This window comes from Roseateles sp. L2-2 (assembly GCF_050613215.1).
Lineage (GTDB): Bacteria > Pseudomonadota > Gammaproteobacteria > Burkholderiales > Burkholderiaceae_C > Roseateles > Roseateles noduli.
The window spans coordinates 698,728-722,321 of sequence record NZ_CP192509.1 but is presented as its reverse complement, the minus strand read 5'-3'; the positions used below and the strand labels follow the sequence as shown (position 1 = coordinate 722,321).

General features: G+C 63.1%; 24 protein-coding genes. 1 reads left to right on the top strand and 23 read right to left on the bottom strand.

Annotated features, from left to right (window positions below; all coding sequences use genetic code 11):
* Window positions 1-99 precede the first annotated feature (99 nt).
* From ACQZ13_RS03305 to rpsL, 16 genes are all read right to left on the bottom strand, one after another.
* Complete coding sequence (locus tag ACQZ13_RS03305; protein WP_431053112.1) at window positions 100-609, bottom strand: peroxiredoxin; 510 nt, start codon at window positions 607-609, stop codon at window positions 100-102.
* Between the two features lie 160 nt (window positions 610-769).
* The gene (gene rpsQ / locus ACQZ13_RS03300; protein ID WP_067278841.1) at window positions 770-1,039 is read right to left on the bottom strand and encodes a 30S ribosomal protein S17; all 270 of its coding nucleotides are present in this window, start codon (window positions 1,037-1,039) and stop codon (window positions 770-772) included.
* Window positions 1,036-1,233 (bottom strand): 50S ribosomal protein L29, encoded by a 198-nt coding sequence (gene rpmC, locus ACQZ13_RS03295; RefSeq protein ID WP_088404614.1) that lies wholly within the window; start codon window positions 1,231-1,233, stop codon window positions 1,036-1,038. Before rpmC ends, rpsQ begins: the two co-directional genes overlap by 4 nt.
* 14 nt (window positions 1,234-1,247) lie before the next feature.
* Window positions 1,248-1,664: a 50S ribosomal protein L16 gene (gene rplP / locus ACQZ13_RS03290; RefSeq protein ID WP_067278848.1), complete on the bottom strand. Its 417-nt coding sequence runs from the start codon at window positions 1,662-1,664 to the stop codon at window positions 1,248-1,250.
* A gap of 12 nt (window positions 1,665-1,676) precedes the next feature.
* Window positions 1,677-2,486 (bottom strand): 30S ribosomal protein S3, encoded by an 810-nt coding sequence (gene rpsC / locus ACQZ13_RS03285; protein ID WP_088404613.1) that lies wholly within the window; start codon window positions 2,484-2,486, stop codon window positions 1,677-1,679.
* 15 nt (window positions 2,487-2,501) lie between these two features.
* The gene (rplV, locus tag ACQZ13_RS03280; protein ID WP_067283213.1) at window positions 2,502-2,831 is read right to left on the bottom strand and encodes a 50S ribosomal protein L22; all 330 of its coding nucleotides are present in this window, start codon (window positions 2,829-2,831) and stop codon (window positions 2,502-2,504) included.
* A gap of 11 nt (window positions 2,832-2,842) precedes the next feature.
* Complete coding sequence (gene rpsS / locus ACQZ13_RS03275) at window positions 2,843-3,121, bottom strand: 30S ribosomal protein S19 (RefSeq protein ID WP_058933599.1); 279 nt, start codon at window positions 3,119-3,121, stop codon at window positions 2,843-2,845.
* Window positions 3,122-3,134: 13 nt separating this feature from the next.
* Window positions 3,135-3,959, bottom strand: coding sequence for a 50S ribosomal protein L2 (rplB, locus tag ACQZ13_RS03270; protein ID WP_088404612.1), 825 nt, complete (start codon window positions 3,957-3,959; stop codon window positions 3,135-3,137).
* Window positions 3,959-4,273: a 50S ribosomal protein L23 gene (rplW, locus tag ACQZ13_RS03265; protein ID WP_067278857.1), complete on the bottom strand. Its 315-nt coding sequence runs from the start codon at window positions 4,271-4,273 to the stop codon at window positions 3,959-3,961. The genes rplB and rplW overlap by 1 nt, the downstream gene beginning before the upstream one ends.
* A complete protein-coding gene (rplD, locus tag ACQZ13_RS03260; protein WP_088404611.1) occupies window positions 4,270-4,890 on the bottom strand; it encodes a 50S ribosomal protein L4 in 621 nt (206 codons plus the stop codon). The genes rplW and rplD overlap by 4 nt, the downstream gene beginning before the upstream one ends.
* On the bottom strand, window positions 4,890-5,561 hold the full coding sequence (gene rplC, locus ACQZ13_RS03255; RefSeq protein WP_088404610.1) for a 50S ribosomal protein L3: 672 nt from the start codon (window positions 5,559-5,561) through the stop codon (window positions 4,890-4,892). Before rplC ends, rplD begins: the two co-directional genes overlap by 1 nt.
* A 308-nt stretch (window positions 5,562-5,869) precedes the next feature.
* The gene (rpsJ, locus tag ACQZ13_RS03250) at window positions 5,870-6,184 is read right to left on the bottom strand and encodes a 30S ribosomal protein S10 (RefSeq protein WP_067278868.1); all 315 of its coding nucleotides are present in this window, start codon (window positions 6,182-6,184) and stop codon (window positions 5,870-5,872) included.
* 134 nt (window positions 6,185-6,318) lie between these two features.
* Entirely contained in the window at window positions 6,319-7,509 is a 1,191-nt protein-coding gene (gene tuf, locus ACQZ13_RS03245; protein WP_377158110.1) for an elongation factor Tu, read from the bottom strand.
* A 157-nt stretch (window positions 7,510-7,666) separates the two neighbouring features.
* Window positions 7,667-9,769, bottom strand: coding sequence for an elongation factor G (gene fusA, locus ACQZ13_RS03240; protein ID WP_088409124.1), 2,103 nt, complete (start codon window positions 9,767-9,769; stop codon window positions 7,667-7,669).
* Window positions 9,770-9,838: 69 nt separating this feature from the next.
* Window positions 9,839-10,309, bottom strand: a complete 471-nt coding sequence (gene rpsG, locus ACQZ13_RS03235) for a 30S ribosomal protein S7 (protein ID WP_088409123.1) — start codon at window positions 10,307-10,309, stop codon at window positions 9,839-9,841.
* A 159-nt stretch (window positions 10,310-10,468) separates the two neighbouring features.
* Window positions 10,469-10,843 carry a 30S ribosomal protein S12 gene (rpsL, locus tag ACQZ13_RS03230; RefSeq protein WP_067278874.1) on the bottom strand — a complete coding sequence of 125 codons (375 nt, stop codon included), beginning with the start codon at window positions 10,841-10,843 and terminating at the stop codon, window positions 10,469-10,471.
* A gap of 234 nt (window positions 10,844-11,077) precedes the next feature.
* Here rpsL and ACQZ13_RS03225 point away from each other — a divergent pair, with 234 nt between their 5' ends.
* Window positions 11,078-11,581 carry a PIN domain-containing protein gene (locus ACQZ13_RS03225; protein WP_431049844.1) on the top strand — a complete coding sequence of 168 codons (504 nt, stop codon included), beginning with the start codon at window positions 11,078-11,080 and terminating at the stop codon, window positions 11,579-11,581.
* 85 nt (window positions 11,582-11,666) lie between these two features.
* On the opposite strand, the gene rpoC is transcribed toward ACQZ13_RS03225, so the two are convergent.
* From rpoC to nusG, 7 genes are all read right to left on the bottom strand, one after another.
* Complete coding sequence (gene rpoC / locus ACQZ13_RS03220; protein WP_431049843.1) at window positions 11,667-15,884, bottom strand: DNA-directed RNA polymerase subunit beta'; 4,218 nt, start codon at window positions 15,882-15,884, stop codon at window positions 11,667-11,669.
* Window positions 15,885-15,902: 18 nt separating this feature from the next.
* A complete protein-coding gene (gene rpoB / locus ACQZ13_RS03215; RefSeq protein ID WP_088409120.1) occupies window positions 15,903-20,024 on the bottom strand; it encodes a DNA-directed RNA polymerase subunit beta in 4,122 nt (1,373 codons plus the stop codon).
* A gap of 380 nt (window positions 20,025-20,404) precedes the next feature.
* The gene (gene rplL, locus ACQZ13_RS03210) at window positions 20,405-20,785 is read right to left on the bottom strand and encodes a 50S ribosomal protein L7/L12 (protein ID WP_067278882.1); all 381 of its coding nucleotides are present in this window, start codon (window positions 20,783-20,785) and stop codon (window positions 20,405-20,407) included.
* A 49-nt stretch (window positions 20,786-20,834) separates the two neighbouring features.
* Entirely contained in the window at window positions 20,835-21,362 is a 528-nt protein-coding gene (gene rplJ / locus ACQZ13_RS03205; RefSeq protein WP_088409119.1) for a 50S ribosomal protein L10, read from the bottom strand.
* Between the two features lie 290 nt (window positions 21,363-21,652).
* Window positions 21,653-22,360, bottom strand: a complete 708-nt coding sequence (gene rplA / locus ACQZ13_RS03200; protein WP_088409118.1) for a 50S ribosomal protein L1 — start codon at window positions 22,358-22,360, stop codon at window positions 21,653-21,655.
* Window position 22,361: 1 nt separating this feature from the next.
* A complete protein-coding gene (gene rplK / locus ACQZ13_RS03195) occupies window positions 22,362-22,793 on the bottom strand; it encodes a 50S ribosomal protein L11 (RefSeq protein ID WP_088409117.1) in 432 nt (143 codons plus the stop codon).
* 212 nt (window positions 22,794-23,005) lie between these two features.
* Window positions 23,006-23,590: a transcription termination/antitermination protein NusG gene (gene nusG, locus ACQZ13_RS03190; protein WP_377158123.1), complete on the bottom strand. Its 585-nt coding sequence runs from the start codon at window positions 23,588-23,590 to the stop codon at window positions 23,006-23,008.
* Window positions 23,591-23,594 lie beyond the last annotated feature (4 nt).

The following is a 23,594-nucleotide window of genomic DNA, read 5'->3' as shown; positions in this document are numbered from 1 at the left end:
CGCTGGTCACAGGACCCGTCGAGCGACGGAGCCACCATTCGGCGAAGCTGCGGATTATGCGGCAAGCACAATCCGCCTGTCAACTGATGTTGTTGCGCGTCAGAGCGACTGCGCCTGCTTGAGCAGCGTTCCGGCGTCGCTGACCTCGAACTTGCCCGGCGCCTCGATGTTGAGGCTCTTGACGACACCGTCCGTCACCAGCATCGAATAACGCTGCGAGCGCAAGCCCATGCCGCGTGGGACGAGGTCCAACGTCAGTCCCGTCGCCTGGGTGAAGGTGGCACTGCCGTCGGCCATCATCCGGACCTTGCCAGCCGTCTTCTGCTCACGACCCCAAGCACCCATCACGAACGCATCGTTGACGGACACACACCAGATTTCATCCACGCCCGCAGCCTTGAGCGCATCTGCCTGCGCAACATAGCCCGGCACGTGCTGGGCGGAGCAAGTCGGCGTGAACGCACCAGGCAGCGCGAAGATGGCCACGGTCTTCCCCGCGGTCAGCTTCTCGATGTCGAAGCTATTCGGCCCCAGCGAGCAGCCTTCGCCCTCGACTTCGATGAACTCCTGCAGATTGCCGGCCGGCAGTCGATCGCCCACTTTCAGCATGTCGCGCTCCTGATTCTGTTGTCGGTGAATGAAAGCGGCAGAGTGTGCCGCGAAAAACGAAAAATGGCTGGACACCGGGAATTCCGATGTTCCAGCCATTGACAGCCATGAGTGGTCACCCACCCCTGACCACGTCGCGCTCAACGCGCGACATCGGCGATCAGACCAGCTGAGCCTTCTGGACCAGACGGGTCACGACCCAGCTCTTGGTCTTCGAGAGCGGACGGCCTTCGGCGATCTCGACCACGTCGCCCATCTTGTACTCGCCATTTTCGTCATGGGCGTGGTACTTGCGGGAACGGGCCACGATCTTGCCGTAGAGCTCGTGCTTGGCACGGCGCTCAACCAGCACGGTGATCGTCTTGGCGCGCTTGTCGCTGACGACGCGACCGATCAGGGTGCGGGTGTTCTTCTCTTGAGCTTGCGTCATTTCGCGGCTCCCTTCTTCTCGGCCAGGATGGTCTTGGCGCGGGCAATGTCACGACGCGTATTGCCCAGCACCGAAGTGTTGGTCAGTTGTTGCGTCGCCTTTTGCATGCGCAGACCAAAGTGGGCCTTCAGCAGATCGGTGACTTCCTTCTTCAGGGCAGCCACGTCTTTCGCGCGCAGTTCAGATGCTTTCATGGGGTGTTCTCCAATCAGGCGCCGAGCTGGCGCGCCACGAAGGTGCAGCGCAGCGGCAGCTTGGCAGCGGCCAGCGTGAACGCCTCGCGCGCCAGTGCCTCAGGCACGCCGTTGACTTCGTAGAGCACCTTGCCGGGCTGGATCTCAGCCACGTAGTACTCCGGGTTGCCCTTGCCGTTGCCCATACGGACTTCGGCAGGCTTTTGCGAGATCGGCTTATCCGGGAAGATCCGGATGAAGATCCGGCCACCGCGCTTGATGTGACGCGAGATGGCGCGGCGAGCCGCTTCGATCTGACGAGCCGTGATACGGCCGCGCTCGGTGGCCTTCAGGCCGAAGTCACCGAAAGCGACGGTCGCGCCGCGGGTCGCAACACCAGTGTTGCGGCCCTTTTGCTCCTTGCGGTATTTGCGACGAGCGGGTTGCAGCATGTTGAGTTCTCCTTACGCCTGGCCGCCGTCAGCGGCGGGCTTGCGCACCACACGCTTCGCAGCAGGCTTGTCGCCGCCTTCGGCAGGCTTGTCGCCACGACCACGGCCACCCGGCGCGCCCGGACGGGCATTGCGACGGGGACGGCGATCATCTTCGGCACCCGGGGGGGTGTTGATCACGGGAGCCTCGCCATTGGCCAGGCGGTCACCGCGATACACCCACACCTTGACGCCGATCACGCCGTAGGTGGTCTTGGCCTCGGAGAAGCCGTAATCGATGTCAGCCTTCAGGGTGTGCAGCGGCACACGACCTTCGCGATACCACTCGGTACGAGCGATTTCGATGCCGTTCAGACGGCCGGCGGACATGATCTTGATGCCTTGGGCGCCCAGACGCATTGCGTTCTGCATCGCGCGCTTCATCGCACGGCGGAACATGATGCGCTTTTCGAGCTGCTGGGTGATCGAGTCGGCGATGAGCTGAGCATCGATTTCGGGCTTGCGCACTTCCTCGATGTTCACAGCGACGGGCACGCCCAGACGCTTGGCCAGCTCGGCCTTCAGGTTCTCGATGTCCTCGCCCTTCTTGCCGATCACCACGCCCGGACGGGCCGAGAAGATCGTGATGCGGGCGTTCTTGGCAGGACGCTCGATCAGGATGCGCGAAACGGCGGCGTTCTTCAGCTTGGCCTTCAGGAACTCGCGAACTTGCAGATCCTCAGCCAGCATGCTGGCGAAGTTCTGGTTGTTCGCGTACCAGCGCGACGCCCAGTTACGGGTGACGGGCAGGCGGAAGCCAGTCGGATGAATTTTCTGTCCCATAGTCTTCCTTCAGGCTCAGTGGCCGACGGTCACGTAGATATGGCAGGTCGGCTTGCTGATGCGATTGCCGCGGCCCTTGGCGCGCGCGGAGAACCGCTTCAGCGTGGTGCCCTGCTCCACGTAGATCGAAGTGACCTTCAGCTCGTCAATGTCGGCACCGTCGTTGTGCTCGGCATTGGCGATGGCCGATTCCAGCGCCTTCTTGATGATCAGCGCGGCCTTCTTCTGGGTGAACTCCAGGATGTTCAGCGCTTGATCCACCTTCTTGCCGCGGATCAGGTCCGCCACCAGGCGGCCCTTATCAAACGACAGGCGGACGCCACGAACGATTGCTTTGGTTTCCATCGTCGTCATCCTTACTTCTTCCCGGCCTTCTTGTCGGCCGGGTGGCCCTTGAAGGTGCGGGTCAGAGCGAATTCACCCAGCTTGTGACCGACCATCTGGTCCGACACATAGACCGGCACGTGCTGCTTGCCGTTGTGCACAGCGATCGTCAGACCGATGAACTCGGGCAGGATCGTCGAGCGACGCGACCAGGTCTTGATGGGCTTCTTGTCCTTGATGGCAACGGCCTTGTCGACCTTGGCCATCAGGTGGTGGTCCACAAAGGGACCCTTCTTGAGGGAACGAGCCATGTGGGTCTACCCCTTACTTCTTGCGACGCGAGACGATGAAAGTCTGCGTGCGCTTGTTGTTGCGAGTGCGGTAGCCCTTCGTCAGGGTGTTCCACGGCGACACAGGGGCCTGACCTTCACCCGTACGACCCTCACCACCACCGTGCGGGTGGTCGACCGGGTTCATGGCGGTACCACGCACGGTCGGGCGGATGCCCTTCCAGCGGATGGCGCCGGCCTTGCCGTACTGGCGCAGGCTGTGCTCTTCGTTGCTCACTTCGCCGATGGTCGCGCGGCAGTCGATGTGCACGCGGCGGACTTCGCCGGAGCGCAGACGGATCTGGGCGTAGGAACCATCACGCGCCATCAGCACCACGGAAGTACCGGCGGAGCGGGCGATCTGGGCACCCTTGCTCGGCAGCAGTTCCACGCAGTGGATCGTCGAACCCACGGGGATGTTGCGGATGGGCAGCGTGTTGCCGACCTTGATCGGGGCTTCCGCGCCGCTCAGGATCGTCGAACCGACTTCCAGGTTGCGCGGAGCGATGATGTAGCGACGCTCGCCGTCGGCATAGCACACCAGCGCGATGTGAGCCGTACGGTTCGGGTCGTACTCGATGCGCTCGACCTTCGCCGGGATGCCGTCCTTGTTGCGACGGAAGTCCACCACGCGGTAGTGGTGCTTATGACCACCGCCCTTGTGGCGCATCGTGATGTGACCGTTGTTGTTACGGCCAGCGTTCTGCTTCTGGGGCTCCAGCAGCGAAGCCTCGGGAGCGCCCTTATGCAGGTGCTTGTGCACCACCTTCACCACGCCACGACGGCCAGGCGAAGTCGGCTTGACTTTAACGACGGCCATTACGCAGCCTCCCCGGAGAAGTTGAGCTCCTGGCCAGCCTTCAGCGACACGTACGCCTTCTTGACGTGGTCGCGACGGCCTTGACGGCCACCGAAGCGCTTGGTCTTGCCCTTGACATTGACGACGTTGACCGCGTCGACCTCGACCTTGAACATCAGTTCAACAGCGGCCTTGATCTCGGGCTTCGTCGCGTCGCGCAAGACCTTGAACAGGACTTGGTTGTGCTTTTCGCCAGCCATCGTGGCCTTTTCGGACACGATCGGAGCGAGCAGCACCTTGGCCAGACGGCCATCAGCAAACTTGGGCGCGCTCATGCCAGCATCTCCTTCAGTTGCTCGATCGCAGCCTTCGTCACCAGGACCTTCTTGTAGAAGACCAGCGACAGCGGATCGACATAACGCGGCTCGACGACCAGCACGTTCGGCAGATTGCGCGAAGCGAGCAGCAGGTTGTCGTCCACCAGGTCGGAGATCACCATGACGTGATTCAGACCCATGCCCTTGAGCTTGGCAGCCAGCAGCTTGGTCTTCGGGGCTTCGATCGAGATCGAGTCCACGACGGCCAGACGACCTTCACGGGCCAGCTGCGACAGGATCGCGGCCATGCCAGCGCGGTACATCTTCTTGTTCAGCTTGTGCGAGAAGTTCTCGTCAGGCTTGTTCGGGAAGATGCGACCGCCCCCACGCCACAGCGGGGAGGACGTCATACCAGCACGCGCGTTGCCGGTACCCTTCTGACGGAACGGCTTCTTCGTCGAGTGACGGACTTCAGCGCGGGTCAGCTGGGCGCGGGTGCCTTGACGGGCGTTGGCTTGATAAGCCACGACCACCTGGTGCACCAGGGCCTCGTTGTAATCACGAGCGAAAAGGGTGTCGGGAGCGTCGACCTTCGACGTCGCCTGACCCTGCTCATTCAGGAGCTCGAGTTGCATCAGTTGGCTCCCTTCTTGACCTTGACCTTGACGGCCGGACGGATCACGACGAATCCTTCCTTCGCGCCAGGAACGGCACCACGGACCAGCACCAGCTGGCGGGCTTCGTCGATGCGGACGACATCCAGGTTCTGGACGGTCACGGTGACGTCGCCGAGGTGGCCCGACATCTTCTTGCCCGGGAACACGCGACCCGGATCCTGGGCCATCGAGATGGAGCCAGGAACGTTGTGCGAACGGCTGTTACCGTGCGAAGCGCGCTGCGAGCTGAAGTTGTGGCGCTTGATGGTGCCTGCGAAGCCCTTGCCGATCGAGGTGCCTTGCACGTCGACCAGTTGGCCGGCGGCGAGCAGCGTCACGGGGACTTGAGCGCCGGCCTTGTATTCGGCGGCGACCGCGGCATCAACGCGGAATTCTTTGATGATTTCACCGGCTTCAACACCAGCCTTGGCGAGGTGACCCGCTTGCGGCTTGGTGACGCGGGAGGCCTTGCGGGCACCGTACGTCACTTGGATGGCGCTGTAGCCGTCGGTTTCTTCGGTCTTGACCTGGGTCACGCGATTGTTGGACACGTCCAGCACGGTCACGGGGACGGTATCACCGTCGACCGTGAACACACGCATCATGCCCACCTTGCGGCCCAGCAATCCGAGACGATTGCTAAGACTCATGGTTTTCTCCTGACCCCGAACGCCTCGACGGAGACACCGCCGCGCGCCTGAAGTCATTTCACACACCCGACATCGATTGGCCGGGCCGACAAGCATCGCTCCTTCGATGAGGACAGGGGTAAAGGCCCCAAACCCCTTCGACGGCGATGCGACGAAGCCGCACCAGGGAATCCCGGCGCGGAAAAGCTGCGGAGTATAGCGTCAACCCTGACCACACCGCAAGCCGAGCGCCATCGGCACCCAAAGAAAAAGGCGACCCGAGGGTCGCCTTTCAGAGAGCGGCCGGATCGCGCCGGCGCCCGACTGCATTACTGCAGCTTGATCTCGACGTCCACGCCAGCCGGCAGGTCCAGCTTCATCAGCGCGTCAACCGTCTTGTCGGTCGGGTCGACGATGTCCATCAGACGCTGATGGGTGCGGATTTCAAACTGGTCACGCGACGTCTTGTTGACGTGCGGCGAACGCAGGATGTCGAAACGTTCCTTGCGGGTCGGCAGGGGCACGGGACCCTTGACGATCGCGCCGGTGCGCTTGGCGGTTTCCACGATTTCTAGGGCCGATTGGTCGATCAGCTTGTAATCGAAGGCCTTCAGCCGGATGCGGATCTTTTGCTTGGTAGACATGACTTTTCCTTCAAAGAGCGACGCAATGCGCAAGGCATCGCGGAGGCAGCGATGGCGCCGCCGAGTGGGGGACGCACCACCCGCCGAAGCGGGCAGCGCGCCTCACCGGTACCCGACGGGTACCAGCAAAAGATTTACTCGATGATGGTGGCCACGACGCCCGAGCCGACGGTACGACCGCCTTCACGGATGGCGAAGCGCAGACCCTGCTCCATGGCGATCGGAGCGATCAGCTTCACGGTGATGCTGACGTTGTCGCCAGGCATGACCATTTCCTTGTCCTTCGGCAGCTCCACGGCACCGGTCACGTCCGTCGTGCGGAAGTAGAACTGGGGACGGTAGTTGTTGAAGAACGGGGTGTGACGGCCGCCCTCTTCCTTGCTCAGAACATAGATCTCAGCGGTGAAGTGGGTGTGCGGCTTGATCGAGCCGGGCTTGGCCAGCACCTGGCCGCGCTCGACGTCTTCACGCTTGGTGCCGCGCAGCAGGATACCGACGTTGTCGCCGGCTTGACCCTGGTCCAGCAGCTTGCGGAACATTTCCACGCCGGTCACGGTCGTCTTCTGGACTTCGCGGATACCGACGATCTCGATTTCCTCGCCGACCTTGATGATGCCGCGCTCGACACGACCCGTCACCACGGTGCCGCGGCCCGAGATCGAGAACACGTCTTCCACCGGCAGCAGGAACGCGCCGTCAACGGCACGGTCCGGCTGGGGGATGTAGGTGTCCAGCGCGTCAGCCAGGCGCATGATGGCCTGCTCGCCCAGGTCGCCCGTGTCGCCTTCCAGCGCCAGCTTGGCCGAACCCTTGATGATCGGCGTGTCGTCGCCCGGGAAGTCGTACTTGCTCAGCAGCTCGCGGACTTCCATTTCCACCAGCTCCAGCAGCTCGGCGTCGTCCACCATGTCGCACTTGTTCAGGAAGACGATGATGAACTTCACACCGACCTGACGCGCCAGCAGGATGTGCTCGCGGGTCTGGGGCATCGGGCCGTCAGCGGCCGAGCACACCAGGATCGCGCCGTCCATCTGTGCCGCGCCCGTGATCATGTTCTTCACATAGTCAGCGTGGCCCGGGCAGTCAACGTGCGCGTAGTGGCGGTTGGCCGTCTCGTACTCGACGTGCGCGGTGTTGATCGTGATGCCACGCGCCTTTTCTTCCGGCGCCGCGTCGATCTGGTCGTACGCCTTGGCTTCGCCGCCGAACTTCTTCGACAGCACGGTCGCGATCGCGGCCGTCAGCGTGGTCTTGCCATGGTCAACGTGGCCAATCGTGCCCACGTTCACGTGCGGCTTGGTACGTTCAAACTTGCCTTTTGCCATTTCAATTCTCCAAAAAGAGCATCTGTCCGGTCTGTTGGTTTAGCGTTTCCGCAGTGTCCTGGAACCCCGGCGACCGGCAACCGGGAGGAGTCACTGCGAAGACGATTCGATATCGAGAACGAAGCGAGCCGGCACTCGAAAGCACCGGCTCAATTCATCACTTCGCGCGAGCGGTGACGATCGCGTCGGCGACGTTCTTCGGAGCTTCGCTGTAGTGCTTGAACTCCATCGTGTACGTCGCACGGCCTTGCGTGGCCGAACGCAGCGAGGTCGAGTAGCCGAACATCTCGGACAGCGGAACTTCCGCCTTGATGATCTTGCCGCCGCCGACCATGTCGTCCATGCCCTGCACCATGCCGCGACGGCTGGACAGGTCGCCCATCACCGTACCAGCATAGTCTTCCGGCGTTTCGACTTCCACGGCCATCATCGGCTCGAGGATGACCGGGCTGGCGCGACGGCAGGCTTCCTTGAAGCCCATCGAGGCGGCCATCTTGAACGCGTTTTCGTTCGAGTCCACATCGTGGTACGAACCGAAGGTCAGCGTGACCTTCACGTCCACGACCGGGTAGCCGGCCAGCACGCCGTTCGGCAGGCTGTCGATGACACCCTTCTCGACCGCGGGGATGAACTCGCGCGGCACCACGCCGCCCTTGATGGCGTCGACGAACTCGAAGCCCTTGCCGGCTTCTTGCGGTTCCAGCGAGAACACGACGTGACCGTACTGGCCCTTGCCGCCCGACTGACGCACGAACTTGCCTTCGACGTCGGTCACCGGCTTGCGGACGGTTTCGCGGTAAGCCACCTGCGGCTTGCCCACGTTGGCTTCAACGCCGAACTCGCGCTTCATGCGGTCGACAATGATTTCCAGGTGGAGCTCGCCCATGCCGGAAATGATGGTCTGGCCCGATTCTTCGTCGGTACGCAGGCGGAAGGACGGATCTTCGGCAGCCAGGCGACCCAGCGCGATGCCCATCTTCTCCTGGTCGGCCTTGGTCTTCGGCTCGACAGCCTGCGAGATCACCGGCTCCGGGAACACCATTCGTTCCAGCGTGATGATGCTGTCCGGATCGCACAGGGTTTCACCCGTCGTGACGTCCTTCAGGCCCACGCAAGCCGCGATGTCGCCCGCCAGAATTTCCTTGATTTCCTCACGCTGGTTGGCGTGCATCTGCAGGATCCGGCCGATACGTTCCTTCTTGCCACGGACCGGGTTGTAGACGGTCGCGCCCGACTGCAGCACGCCCGAGTAGACGCGCACGAAAGTCAGTTGGCCGACGTACGGGTCGGTCATCAGCTTGAAGGCCAGCGCCGAGAACTTCTCTTCGTCGGTGCGTTGACGCGTGATCGGCTGATCATCTTCGTCCGTGCCAGCCACCGGCGGGATGTCCAGCGGCGACGGCAGGAAGTCGATGACGGCGTCCAGCATGCGCTGCACGCCCTTGTTCTTGAACGCGGTGCCGCACAGCATCGGCTGGATCTCGGTCGCGATGGTGCGCTTGCGGATCGCGAGCTTGATCTCTTCCTCGGTCAGGTCGCCCGTCTCGAGGTACTTGTTCATCAGCTCTTCGGTGGCTTCGGCAGCGGCCTCGACCATCTTCTCGCGCCATTCCTGGGCGACTTCGACCAGGTCAGCGGGGATGTCTTCGAAGGTGAACTTCATGCCCTGGGACGCTTCGTCCCAGATGATGGCCTTCATCTTGAAGAGGTCCACCACGCCCTTGAAGTTTTCTTCCGCACCGATCGGGATGACCACGGGGACGGGATTGGCCTTCAGGCGAGTCTTCATCTGGTCGACGACCTTGAAGAAGTTCGCGCCGGTGCGGTCCATCTTGTTGACGAACGCCAGGCGGGGCACCTTGTACTTGTTGGCTTGGCGCCAGACGGTTTCCGACTGGGGCTGCACGCCACCGACGGCGCAGTACACCATGCAGGCGCCGTCCAGGACGCGCATCGAACGCTCGACTTCAATCGTGAAGTCGACGTGTCCGGGGGTGTCGATGATGTTGAAGCGATGCTCAGGGTAGGACATGTCCATGCCCTTCCAGAAGCAGGTCGTCGCGGCCGACGTGATCGTGATGCCGCGCTCTTGTTCCTGCTCCATCCAGTCCATCGTGGCAGCGCCGTCGTGCACTTCACCGATCTTGTGGTTCACACCGGTGTAATACAGGATGCGTTCCGTCGTGGTGGTCTTGCCGGCATCGATGTGCGCCGAGATACCGATGTTGCGGTAGCGCTCGATGGGGGTCTTGCGGGACATGGTGTCACTCCAAATGCATGGAGCCGCCATCGGGTCAGTAGTAACCCGAGGCGGCCAGAGAGGTCTTGATTAGAAGCGGAAGTGCGAGAACGCCTTGTTGGCGTCTGCCATGCGGTGGACTTCATCGCGCTTCTTCATCGCGCCACCACGGCCTTCGGAGGCCTCCAGCAGTTCGTTGGCCAGACGTTGGGCCATCGACTTCTCACCGCGCTTGCGCGCGGATTCCTTCAACCAGCGCATGGCGAGGGCCAGACGGCGGACGGGGCGAACTTCCACGGGAACTTGGTAGTTCGCACCGCCAACGCGGCGGGACTTCACTTCGACCATGGGCTTCACGTTGTTGATCGCGATCATGAAGATCTCGAGCGGGTCCTTGCCGGACTTGTTCTCGACCTGTTCCAGGGCACCGTAGATGATGCGCTCTGCGACCGCCTTCTTGCCCGACTCCATGATGACGTTCATGAACTTGGACAGATCAACGCTACCGAACTTCGGGTCCGGGAGGATCTCGCGCTTGGGTACTTCGCGACGACGTGGCATGGATTCTTCCTTCAATGCTTCAGTTGGTCAGGGCTCTCGCCCCGCCGGGGATCTCCACCGACATCTGGGGGGATCCACTTACTCGGCTGCCGGTGCACAGGCACTCGGGCCGCAAAAATTCGATGACCTCTCGGCCACCAAGACCTTGGCTGTTGAGCCTTACTTCTTCGGACGCTTCGCGCCGTACTTGGAACGCGACTGCTTGCGATCCTTGACGCCTTGCAGGTCGAGCGAACCGCGCACGATGTGGTAACGCACACCCGGCAAGTCCTTGACCCGGCCGCCGCGCACGAGTACGACGCTGTGCTCTTGCAGGTTGTGGCCTTCACCGCCGATGTACGAGATGACCTCGAAACCGTTGGTCAGGCGCACCTTGGCGACCTTACGAAGTGCCGAGTTCGGCTTCTTCGGGGTGGTGGTGTACACGCGGGTGCAGACGCCACGACGTTGCGGGCACGACTGCATGGCCGGCGACTTGGATTTCGTCACCTCGGTCTCACGACCGTGGCGAACGAGCTGATTGATGGTTGGCATAAGTAACTTGTTCCCGTTTGAAGTCACAACCCCAGCGCACCCTGGCCTTCCGGAAACCCGCGATATCGAGGGCCTTCCACAAGCGACAAAAGCGCAGCGCCTTGCGGCACCACGCTCGAATCAACCCCGGTCCGGTTCGAAACCTGGACTCGGGACGCATCAAGACATGCTGGAGAGCCGGCGATTGTAGGCGAGTTCATCCCGAACACACAAGGCGCTATGCTCCCGGACCCTATGAACGACGCCGCTTCCACTGCTTTTCCGCTGCTTCCGGACAACGCCGACACCCCTGCGCCACTGGTCATCCTGGACACGCAGATCGTGATGGACTGGCTGGTTTTCGACGAAACCACCCTGGCGCCCTTGATCGCGGCCGTAGTAAGCCGGCGCTTACATTGGACCGCCACGCTGGCCATGAAGGCGGAGCTTCTCCATGTGATCGGCCGCGGCGTGGCCGCGCGCTATGCACCCGATCCCGCTCGCATCGATGAAGCCTTCCAACAGCATTGCCGCTTCGTGGACGAGCCGGAACTCGGCATCGCGCGCCCGCGCTGCAGTGACACCGACGACCAGAAGTTCATCGATCTCGGCCTGGCCTTGGCCGCCTCGCGCCCGACGAGCCTCATCTCCCGCGATCGGGCCGTCCTCAAGGTAGCCAAACGCGCGGCGAAGCTTGGACTTCCCATTTTGTCTCCCGCTGCCTGGCTGAAGCTGAACGCCGCGACGTCTTCCAGCTGATTCCGGTGCGCCAATGAAAAAGGCTGCCGCCCTTTCGGGACGGCAGCCTTCGGATCAAGCCGCGAGCGGCTCGATGTCCTTGCGCTTACTCGCTGGCGCCGGCGTCGCTGGCCGCGTCAAGCGCGGACAGCTGCACGGCCGCCATTTCCTCGGCTTCCTGGATGGCGATGGAACGGCGCTCGGCATCGTCCATCTCTTCCTTGGCGCGACGCGCCTGGTGGAAGGCCATGCCGGTACCGGCCGGGATCAGGCGACCCACGATGACGTTCTCCTTCAGACCACGGAGTTCGTCGCGCTTGCCCATGATCGCGGCTTCGGTCAGCACGCGGGTCGTTTCCTGGAACGACGCCGCGGAGATGAACGAGTCCGTCGACAGCGAAGCCTTCGTGATACCCAGCAGCACGTCGGCATGCGTGACCGTCAGCTTGCCCTCGCTGCGCAGGCGGTCGTTGGTGTCCAACAGTTCCGAACGCTCGACCTGCTCGCCGGCGATGTAGGCCGAGTCGCCCGGGTTGACGATCTGCACGCGACGCAGCATCTGGCGAACGATCACCTCGATGTGCTTGTCGTTGATCTTCACGCCCTGCAGACGGTACACGTCCTGCACTTCGTCGACGATGTAGCGCGCCAGTTCTTCGATACCCAGCAGACGCAGGATGTCCTGCGGATCGGCCGGGCCGTCGACCACCAGTTCGCCGCGGTTCACCACCTGGCCTTCGTGCACCAGGATGTTCTTTTCCTTGGGCACCAGCAGCTCGTGCTTGCGACCTTCCGGATCGGTGATCTCGAGGCGGACCTTGCCCTTGGTCTCCTTGCCGAACGAGACCGTGCCGGTCTGTTCTGCCAGGAAGCCGGCATCCTTCGGCGAGCGGGCTTCGAAGAGTTCGGCCACACGCGGCAGACCGCCGGTAATGTCGCGGGTCTTCTGACCTTCCACCGGGATACGCGCCAGCACTTCACCAGGAGCCAGCTCCTGACCGTCGCGGATCTGGACCAGCGAGCCGACCTGGAAGCCGATCGTCACCGAGTGATCGGTGCCGGGGATCTTCACTTCCTGGCCATTGGCATCGAGCAGCTTGACCTGCGGGCGGATGACCTTGGCAGCGCCGCGGCGCTTCGGGTCGATCACGACCAGCGTGGACAGGCCCGTCACCTCGTCGACCTGCTTGGCCACGGTGACGCCTTCCTCGACGTTCTCGAACTTCGCCTGACCGGCGAATTCCGTGATGATCGGGCGGGTCAGCGGGTCCCAGGTCGCCAGGATCGTGCCGGCCTTGATGGTCTGGTCCGCCTTGATGTTCAGCAGGGCGCCGTAAGGCACCTTGTGACGCTCGCGCTCACGGCCGTGCGGATCCGAGATGACGATTTCGCCGGAACGCGAAATCACCACCAGTTCGCCCTTGCCGTTCGTGACGTAGCGCATCGTGGCGTTGAAACCGATGATGCCGTCCGACTTCGCTTCGACGCTCGAGGCCACCGCCGCACGCGACGCCGCACCACCGATGTGGAAGGTCCGCATCGTCAGCTGCGTGCCGGGTTCGCCGATCGACTGGGCGGCGATCACGCCCACCGCTTCGCCGGTGTTCACCATGCCGCCGCGACCCAGGTCACGGCCATAGCACTTCGCGCACAGGCCGAAACGGGTGCCGCAGGTCAGCGGGGTGCGGACCTTGACCTCGTCCACGCCGGCGGCTTCCAGCATGTCCAGGATGTCTTCGTCCAGCATGTTGCCGGCGGTCAGCAGGACGCCTTGCGTTTCCGGATGCACGACGTCGATGGCGGCCACGCGACCCAGGATGCGGTCACGCAGGGACTCGATCACCTCACCGCCTTCCACCAGGGCGCGCATGTTGATGCCGTTGTCCGTGCCGCAATCGGTCTCGGTCACGACCAGATCCTGCGTCACGTCGACCAGACGACGGGTCAGGTAACCCGAGTTCGCGGTCTTCAGCGCCGTGTCCGCCAGGCCCTTACGAGCACCGTGGGTGGAGATGAAGTACTGCAGAACGTTCAGGCCTTCGCGGAAGTTCGCCGTGATCGGCGTCTCGATGATGGAGCCGTCCGGCTTCGCCATCAGGCCGCGCATGCCGGCCAGCTGGCGGATCTGCGCTGCGGAACCCCGCGCGCCCGAGTCGGCCATCATGTAGATCGAGTTGAAGGACTCCTGCTCGACTTCCTTGCCGTTGCGGTCCAGGATCTTCTCCTTGGACAGCTGCGACATCATGACCTTGCCGACCTCGTCACCGGTCTTGCCCCAGATGTCGACGACCTTGTTGTAGCGCTCGCCGGCGGTCACGAGACCCGAGACGTACTGCTGCTCGATCTCCTTGACTTCCTTCTCGGCGCGGTCGATCAGCTCGGCCTTCTGCTTGGGCACGAGCATGTCGTCGATGGCGATCGAGATGCCCGCGCGCGTGGCCAGCTTGAAACCGGACTGCAGCAGCTTGTCTGCCAGCACCACGGTTTCCTTCAGGCCGCACTTGCGGAAGGAGGTGTTGATCAGCCGCGAGATTTCCTTCTTCTTCAACGCCTTGTTGATGTTGGAGAAGGGAAGGCCCTTGGGCAGGATCTCGGACAGCAGCGCACGGCCGACGGTCGTGTCGGTCAGCTTGGTCTGGGCGACCCATTCCTCGCCGTCCTTGACGTACTCGGTCAGGCGCACGCTGATCTTGGCGGTGATCTCCACCGCGCCGTTTTCCAGCGCGCGGATCATCTCGGGGATGTCCGAGAAGACCATGCCCTCGCCCTTGCCGTTGGTGCGCTCGCGGGTCGCGTAGTACAGACCCAGCACCACGTCCTGCGACGGCACGATCGACGGCTCGCCCGACGCCGGGAACAGCACGTTGTTCGACGCCAGCATCAGCACGCGGGCTTCCATCTGCGCTTCGATGGACAGCGGCACGTGGACGGCCATCTGGTCACCGTCGAAGTCGGCGTTGAACGCCGCGCAGACCAGCGGGTGCAGCTGGATCGCCTTGCCTTCGATCAGCACCGGCTCGAACGCCTGGATGCCCAGGCGGTGCAGCGTCGGCGCACGGTTCAGCAGGACCGGATGCTCCTTGATGACCTCTTCCAGGATGTCCCAGACGACGGGGGTGCCGCTCTCGACTTCCTTCTTCGCGGCCTTGATCGTGGTCGCGATGCCCATCGCTTCCAGGCGCGAGAAGATGAAGGGCTTGAACAGCTCCAGCGCCATCAGCTTCGGCAGGCCGCACTGGTGCAGCTTGAGCGTCGGGCCCACGGTGATGACCGAACGACCCGAGTAGTCGACGCGCTTGCCCAGCAGGTTCTGACGGAAACGACCGCTCTTGCCCTTGATCATGTCGGCCAGCGACTTGAGGGCACGCTTGTTCGCGCCGGTCATCGCCTTGCCGCGGCGACCGTTGTCCAGCAGCGAGTCGACGGCTTCCTGCAGCATGCGCTTTTCGTTGCGCACGATGATCTCAGGCGCCTTCAGCTCGAGCAGGCGGGCCAGACGGTTGTTGCGGTTGATGACGCGGCGGTACAGGTCGTTCAGGTCCGACGTCGCGAAGCGGCCGCCGTCCAGCGGCACCAGCGGACGCAGGTCCGGCGGCAGCACCGGCAGCACTTCCAGCACCATCCAGTTCGGCTTGATGCCCGAGCGCTTGAAGGCCTCCATCACCTTGAGGCGCTTGGAGTTCTTCTTGATCTTCAGCTCGGAGCCGGTCATGTCGTTGCGCAGGCGGTCGATCTCGACGTCGAGATCCATTTCCGCCAGCAGCTTCTGGATGCCTTCGGCGCCCATCAGCGCGATGAACTCGTCACCGAACTCGATGCGCTTCGCGTCGTAGTCGTCCTCGGACATGATGCTGAACTTCTTCAGCGGGGTCATGCCCGGATCCACCACGACGTACGCTTCGAAGTACAGCACGCGTTCGATGTCGCGCAGCGTCATGTCGAGCACCAGGCCCAGACGCGACGGCAGCGACTTCAGGAACCAGATGTGCGCGCAAGGCGCGGCCAGCTCGATGTGACCCATGCGCTCACGGCGCACCTTGGTCTGGGTGACTTCGACGCCGCACTTCTCGCAGATCACGCCACGGTGCTTCAGGCGCTTGTACTTGCCGCACAGGCACTCGTAGTCCTTGATCGGGCCGAAGATCTTGGCGCAGAACAGGCCATCACGTTCCGGCTTGAACGTCCGGTAGTTGATGGTCTCGGGCTTCTTCACTTCACCGAACGACCACGAGCGGATCTTCTCGGGCGAGGCCAGCCCGATCTTGATCGCGTCGAAATGTTCGTCCGGCGTGAATTGCTTGAACAGGTCCAACAAACCCTTCATACGATTCTCCTGTTCTCTTTAGTTGCGCTCGAGCTCGATGTCGATGCCCAGCGAACGGATTTCCTTCACCAGCACATTGAACGACTCGGGCATGCCGGCTTCGATCGAATGCTCGCCCTTGACGATGGACTCGTACACCTTCGTACGGCCGTTCACGTCGTCGGACTTCACCGTCAGCATTTCCTGCAGGATGTACGAAGCGCCGTAGGCTTCCAGCGCCCACACTTCCATCTCGCCGAAACGCTGTCCGCCGAACTGCGCCTTGCCGCCCAGCGGCTGCTGCGTGACCAGCGAGTACGGGCCGGTGGAGCGGGCATGCATCTTGTCGTCGACCAGGTGATGCAGCTTCAGCACGTGCATGTAGCCGATCGTCGTGGGACGCTCGAACTGCTCGCCGGTGCGGCCGTCATACAGGAAGGCCTGCGTGCGGGTGGGCGTGAGGCCCTTCTTCGCCGCGATGTCGTCCGGATAGGCCAGCTTCAGCATCGCGCGGATCTCGCTCTCCTTCGCGCCGTCGAAGACGGGGGTCGCGAAGGTGGCGCCGTGCTGCAGGTTCTGCGCCATGCCGAGGATCTCGTCATCACTCAGTTGCGCCAGCTCCTCGGACTTGCCGCCGTTCTGGTTGAACAGCTGGTCCATGAAGTCGCGCAGCTCGGCCACGCGGGCCTCGCGTTGCAGCATGTCGCCGATGCGTTGACCGATGCCCTTGCCGGCCCAGCCCAGATGGACTTCCAGCACCTGGCCCACGTTCATCCGCGACGGGACGCCCAGCGGGTTCAGCACGATGTCGGCAGGCGTGCCGTCGGCCATGTAGGGCATGTCTTCGATCGGGGTGATCTTGGACACGACGCCCTTGTTGCCGTGACGGCCGGCCATCTTGTCGCCAGGCTGCAGGCGACGCTTGACGGCCAGGTACACCTTGACCATCTTCAGCACGCCGGCCGGCAGCTCGTCGCCTTGCGTCAGCTTCTTGCGCTTCTCGTCGTAGGCAAGGTCGAAGCTGTGACGGGTCTGCTCCAGCGAGTTCTTGATCGACTCCAGCTGATTGGCGATGTCGTCCTCGGCGGGACGGACGTCGAACCAGTGGAACTTCTCGACCTCGGCCAGGTAGTCCTTCGAGATGACGGTGCCCTTGGTGATCTTCTTCGGACCGCCGTTGGCGATCTTGTTCACCAGGAGCTTCTCGACGCGGTCGAACGCGTCGGCTTCCACGATGCGCAGCTGGTCGTTCAGGTCCAGGCGGAAGCGCTTCAGCTCGTCGTCGATGATCTGCTGGGCGCGCTTGTCGCGCTGGATGCCTTCGCGGGTGAACACCTGCACGTCGATGACCGTGCCGTTGGTGCCCTGGTCCACGCGCAGCGACGTGTCCTTCACGTCCGAAGCCTTCTCGCCGAAGATCGCGCGCAGCAGCTTCTCTTCCGGCGTCAGCGTGGTCTCGCCCTTGGGCGTGACCTTGCCGACCAGCACGTCGCCCGGGTTCACCTCGGCACCGATGTACACGATGCCGGACTCGTCCAGACGAGCCAGTTGCTGTTCGCTCAGGTTCGGGATGTCGCGGGTGATTTCCTCGCTGCCCAGCTTCGTGTCACGGGCCATGACCACCAGTTCCTCGATGTGGATCGAGGTGTAGCGGTCTTCGGCCACCACGCGTTCGGAGATCAGGATCGAGTCTTCGAAGTTGTAGCCGTTCCACGGCATGAACGCGACCAGCATGTTCTGGCCCAGGGCCAGTTCACCCAGGTCGGTCGATGCGCCGTCGGCAATGATGTCTTCCGCGCCGACCTTGTCGCCACGCTTGACGATAGGACGCTGGTGGATGTTGGTGTTCTGGTTGCTACGCTGATACTTGATCAGGTTGTAGATGTCGACACCGACTTCACCGGCCACGGTCTCGTCGTCGTTCACGCGGATCACGATGCGGTTCGTGTCGACGTAATCGACCACGCCGCCGCGGCGCGCCGCGACCACCGTGCCCGAGTCCTTCGCGGCCACGCGCTCGACGCCCGTGCCCACGAACGCCTTTTCAGGACGCAGGGTCGGAACGGCCTGACGCTGCATGTTGGCGCCCATCAGCGCGCGGTTCGCGTCGTCGTGCTCCAGGAACGGCACCAGCGAGGCCGCGACCGACACGATCTGCGTCGGCGCCACGTCCATGTACTGGATGCGTTCCGGCGAGGTCAGCACCGATTCGCCGTTCTCACGCGCGGAGACCAGCTCGTCGACCAGTTGACCGCCTTCGTTCAGCGACGCGTTCGCCTGGGCGATCACGTACTTGCCTTCTTCGATGGCCGACAGGTAGTCGATCTGGTTGGTGACCTTCGAGTCCACCACGCGGCGGTACGGGGTCTCCAGGAAGCCGTACTCGTTCAGGCGCGCATACAGCGCCAGCGAGTTGATCAGACCGATGTTCGGGCCTTCCGGCGTTTCGATCGGGCAGACGCGGCCATAGTGGGTCGGGTGCACGTCGCGGACTTCGAAGCCGGCGCGCTCGCGGGTCAGACCGCCCGGGCCCAGGGCCGAGACACGACGCTTGTGCGTGATCTCGGACAGCGGGTTGGTCTGGTCCATGAACTGCGACAGCTGCGACGCACCGAAGAACTCCTTCAGCGCCGCGGAAATCGGCTTGGAGTTGATCAGGTCGTGCGGCATCAGGGCTTCGGTCTCGGCCTGGCCCAGACGTTCCTTGACGGCCTTCTCGATACGGGCCAGACCCGAGCGGTACTGGTTCTCGGCCAGTTCGCCGACGCAACGGACGCGACGGTTGCCCAGGTGGTCGATGTCATCGACCTCGCCGCGGCCATTGCGCAGCTCGACCAGGATCTTGACGACGTCGAGGATGTCCTCGTTCGACAGCGTCATCGCACCGGTCGGGATGTCGCGGCCCACGCGGGCGTTGAACTTCATCCGGCCGACGCGCGACAGGTCGTACGTGTCTTCGCTGTAGAACAGGCGGTTGAACAGCGCCTCGACCGCGTCTTCGGTCGGCGGCTCGCCGGGGCGCATCATGCGATAGATCGCGACGCGGGCGGCCAGCTGATCGGCGGTCTCGTCCGAGGCCAGCGTCTGGCTGATGTACGCGCCTTCGTCCAGCTCGTTCGTGAACAGCGCCTGGATGTCCTTGATGCCGGCGCCGCGCAGCTTCTTCAGCAGCGAGTCGGTCAGCTCATCGTTGGCCTTGGCGATGATCTCGCCCGTGTCCGGGTCGACCATGTTCTTGGCCAGGACGCGTCCGAGCAGGAAGTCTTCCGGCACGGTCACATGCTGCGTGCCGGACTGCTCCAGCTGGCGCACGTGACGGGCGGTGATGCGCTTGTCCTTCTCGACCAGCACGTTGCCGCTCTTGTCGGTGATGTCGAAGCGCGCGACTTCACCCTTCAGGCGTTCGGCCACGAACTCCATCTGGGCGCCCGAGTCCATCAGGCGGAAATTGTCGAAGACGAAGAAGTGCGCCAGGATCTGCTCGGGATTCAGGCCGATGGCCTTGAGCAGGATCGTGACCGGCATCTTGCGGCGGCGGTCGACGCGGAAGTACAGGATGTCCTTCGGGTCGAACTCGAAGTCCAGCCACGAGCCGCGATACGGAATGATGCGGGCCGAGAACAGCAGCTTGCCGGACGAGTGGGTCTTGCCCTTGTCGTGTTCGAAGAACACGCCGGGCGAGCGGTGCAGCTGCGAGACGATGACGCGCTCGGTGCCGTTGATGATGAACGAGCCGTAGTCGGTCATGAGCGGCACTTCGCCCATGTAGACCTCTTGCTCCTTGATCTCCTTGACCGTCTTCGGCTGCGGGCTTTCCCGGTCGTAGATGATCATCTGCAGCTTCGCGCGGACGGCCGCGGCGAAGGTCAGACCGCGCTGCTGGCATTCGCGAACGTCGAACGGCGGCTTGGCGATGTTGAATTCGAGGAACTTCATTTCCACGAACCCGTTGTGCGACGTGATCGGGAAGGTGGAGAGGAACGCCGCTTGCAGGCCTTCCGGTTTGCGCTTCAGGGGCGCGACATCCTTTTGCAGGAAGTCGACGTACGACTCCTTCTGCATCGTCAGCAGGTACGGAACGTTGAGCACGCTCACGCGCTTGCCGAAGCTCTTGCGGATGCGCTTGCGCTCGGTGTAGCTGTAGGGGGTTGCTTGCGCCATAAAGACTCCGTGTCGAGCGCGCCCCTGGCCTGGAGGCGCGCTGCGTCGGCGACTGGCTGTTCGGGCGTTGCACCACGAAGCTTGGTGGTTGGCCACTACCAACCGCTGGCGGACAACCCCGATCACCGGGCGGCACGGAGGGCGTTGCACCCCACGCGTGACGCACGGCTTGACCGCGGTCCGACCAAACCGTTCTCTGCAGTCGGATCAGAGAACACTCGAAAGAACCGTGCATGATACAGCACGATGCTTTCGATTGCACTTTGTCAACCGAAACCGTCCCAGGACAAACCCTGAAACGAGGAAAGGGGAGGCCCCATGGGACCACCCCTCTCGCGGTGCGGAACCCGGTGAACAGGTCACCGGATCCCCACAAGGTCTTACTTGAGTTCGACCTTGGCGCCGGCTTCTTCCAGCTTCTTCTTGGCGGCTTCGGCGTCGGCCTTGGCGATGCCTTCCTTGACGGGCTTCGGAGCGCCGTCGACCAGGTCCTTGGCTTCCTTCAGGCCCAGGCCGGTGATTTCGCGAACGGCCTTGATGACCGAGACCTTCTGGGCGCCGGCGTCGGTCAGGACAACGGTGAACTCGGTCTTTTCTTCAGCGGCGGCAGCGCCACCGGCGGCGGCGCCACCAGCAGCCGGAGCGGCCATCGAAGCGGCGGACACGCCGAACTTCTCTTCAATCGCCTTGACCAGGTCGTTCAGTTCCAGAACGGTCATGCTGTCCAGGGCAGCCAGGAAAGCGTCTTTGTCGAATGCCATGATAGGTTCCTAAATACAGAGAGATTTGAATGCGCGAATGCAGCGTCGATCAGGCCGCGGCGGGAGCTTCTTCGGCGACGGCTTCGGCGCCGCCACCCTTCTGCTGAGCCAGGGCAGCCAGCACGGCCGCGGTGCGTTGCACCGGCGACTTGAGCAGGCCGGCGATCTGCGACAGCAGGACTTCCTTGCTCGGGACAGCCGCCAGCGCCTTCACGCCATTGACGTCCAGAGCCTTGCCGCCGTAGGCACCACCCTTGATGACGAGCTTGTCGTTGGTCTTGGCAAAGTCAGCGATGACTTTGGCAGCCGCGACAGCGTCTTCGGAAAAGCCGTAGATCAGCGGGCCGACCATGGCGTCCGTTGCGGCCTCGAACGAGGTGCCGGCGACAGCACGACGTGCCAGGGTGTTCTTCAGGACATGAAGGTACACGCCTTGGGCACGCGCGGTGACGCGCAGCTTGTTCAGGGCTTCAACGGTGAGGCCACGATACTCAGCCAACGCCAGCGTCTGGGACTTGGCGGCTTGCGCTGCCACGTCGGACACGACGGCTGCTTTCTCGTTGCGATTGAGACTCAAGGTCTACTCCTCACATTTCGCCCTCGACGCGGTGTTTGACCACCGCATCTCGGGCACCGGAATCAGCGACCTCCTGTCAGGAACCCATCGCGACGAATCGCGATTCGAATCCTTTCAGCGGGACCGCCATCTGCGCTGGCCGGAGGCGGAAGCCTCCGATTAAGCGATCTCCCCAGAACTGCGGGATCTCTCGCCAGCGGTCTTGGATGACCTGGCCGGAGAAACTCCGGCCAGCCCACCAATTCATCAGCATCACGCCAGACTCGCGCGACGCCTCAATTGAATGCAGCTTAGGCGGCGGCCGATGCGTTGATCGAGCCGACGTCCACGCGGGCACCAACGCCCATCGTCGACGAGACCGCGACCTTGCGCAGGTAGATGCCCTTGCTCGAAGCCGGCTTGGCCTTGTTCAGGGCCTCGACCAGCGCGCGCAGGTTGCCTTCCAGCTTGTCGGTGTCGAACGAGCGACGGCCGATCGTGCCGTGGATGATGCCGGCCTTGTCGACGCGGAACTGGACTTGACCAGCCTTGGCGTTCTTGACGGCGGTGGCGACGTCCGGGGTCACGGTGCCGACCTTCGGGTTCGGCATCAGGCCGCGCGGGCCCAGGATCTGACCCAGGGTACCGACGATACGCATCGTGTCGGGCGAGGCGATCACGACGTCGAAGGGCATGTCGCCCGCCTTGACGCGCTCGGCCAGGTCTTCCATGCCGACGACGTCGGCGCCGGCGGCCTTGGCTTCTTCAGCCTTGGCGCCTTGGGCGAACACGGCGACGCGCTTGGTCTTGCCGATGCCGTTGGGCATCACGACGGCGCCACGGACCACCTGGTCCGACTTCTTCGCATCGACACCCAGCTGGATCGACACGTCGATGGCTTCATCGAACTTGGCGGTGGCGCATTCCTTGACCAGGTTGATCGCGTCGGACAACGCGTACAGCTTGGTCGATTCCACCTTGCCCTGCAGGGCTTGTTGACGCTTGGTCAGCTTGGCCATGTCAGACACCTTCCACGATGATGCCCATCGAGCGGGCGGAGCCGGCGATGGTACGGACAGCGGCATCCATGTCGGCGGCCGTCAGGTCCTTCTGCTTGGTCTTGGCGATCTCTTCCAGCTGGGCGCGGGTCAGCTTGCCGACCTTGTCCAGATGGGGGCGCTGCGAGCCCTTGTCGATCTTGGCTGCCTTCTTGATCAGCACGGTCGCCGGGGGCGACTTGATGATGAAGGTGAAGCTCTTGTCCGCGAAAGCGGTGATCACGACGGGCAGCTTGAGGCCCGGCTCATAGCTCTGCGTCTGGGCGTTGAACGCCTTGCAGAATTCCATGATGTTCAGACCACGCTGACCCAGCGCGGGACCGACCGGAGGCGACGGGTTCGCCTTGCCAGCCGGGATTTGCAGCTTGATGTAGCCGACAATCTTCTTGGCCATGTTTTCTCCTGATGGCAACGCGACGGCCTCGCCGCATCGCCTGAGTGCTAACGCAAGGGGCTGGTCAGAGACTTACCCTTGCTCCTCTTGTCCGCCTCTCGTTGCGGACTGGTCACGGAAGGATGTGCCGGCTTGCGCCGGCGAGCCCCTTCAAGCTCTTATTCCTGAAACGACCGATGGCGGCCGAGGCCGCCATGACGCTTCTTGCGCGATCAGACCTTCTCGACCTGGGCGAAGTCCAGTTCGACGGGCGTCGCACGACCGAAGATCGTGACCGAGACGCGCAGCTTCGACTTGTCGTAGTTGACTTCCTCGATGCTGCCGTTGAAGTCGGTGAACGGACCTTCCTTGACGCGGACGATCTCGCCGACGATCCACTCGACCTTCGGGCGCGGCTTGTCCACGCCTTCCTGCATCTGGTTGACGATCTTCATGACCTCGGCTTCCGAGATCGGCGCCGGGCGGTTCTTCGCGCCACCGACGAAGCCGGTGACCTTGGACGTGTGCTTGACCAGATGCCAGCTGTCGTCGTCCATGAACATCTCGACCAGCACGTAGCCGGGGAAGAAGCGGCGCTCGGTCACGGCCTTCTTGCCGTTCTTCAGCTCGACGACTTCTTCGGTCGGCACCAGGATGCGGCCGAACTTGTCCTGCATGCCGGCGCGGTCGATGCGTTCACGCAGGTTGCGCTCCACGGCCTTCTCCATGCCGGAATAGGCGTGGACGACGTACCAGCGCTTGGCCGGGCCAGCGGGCGCGGTCGACTCGGTCGCAACGACGTTTTGATCTTCGCTCATCTTG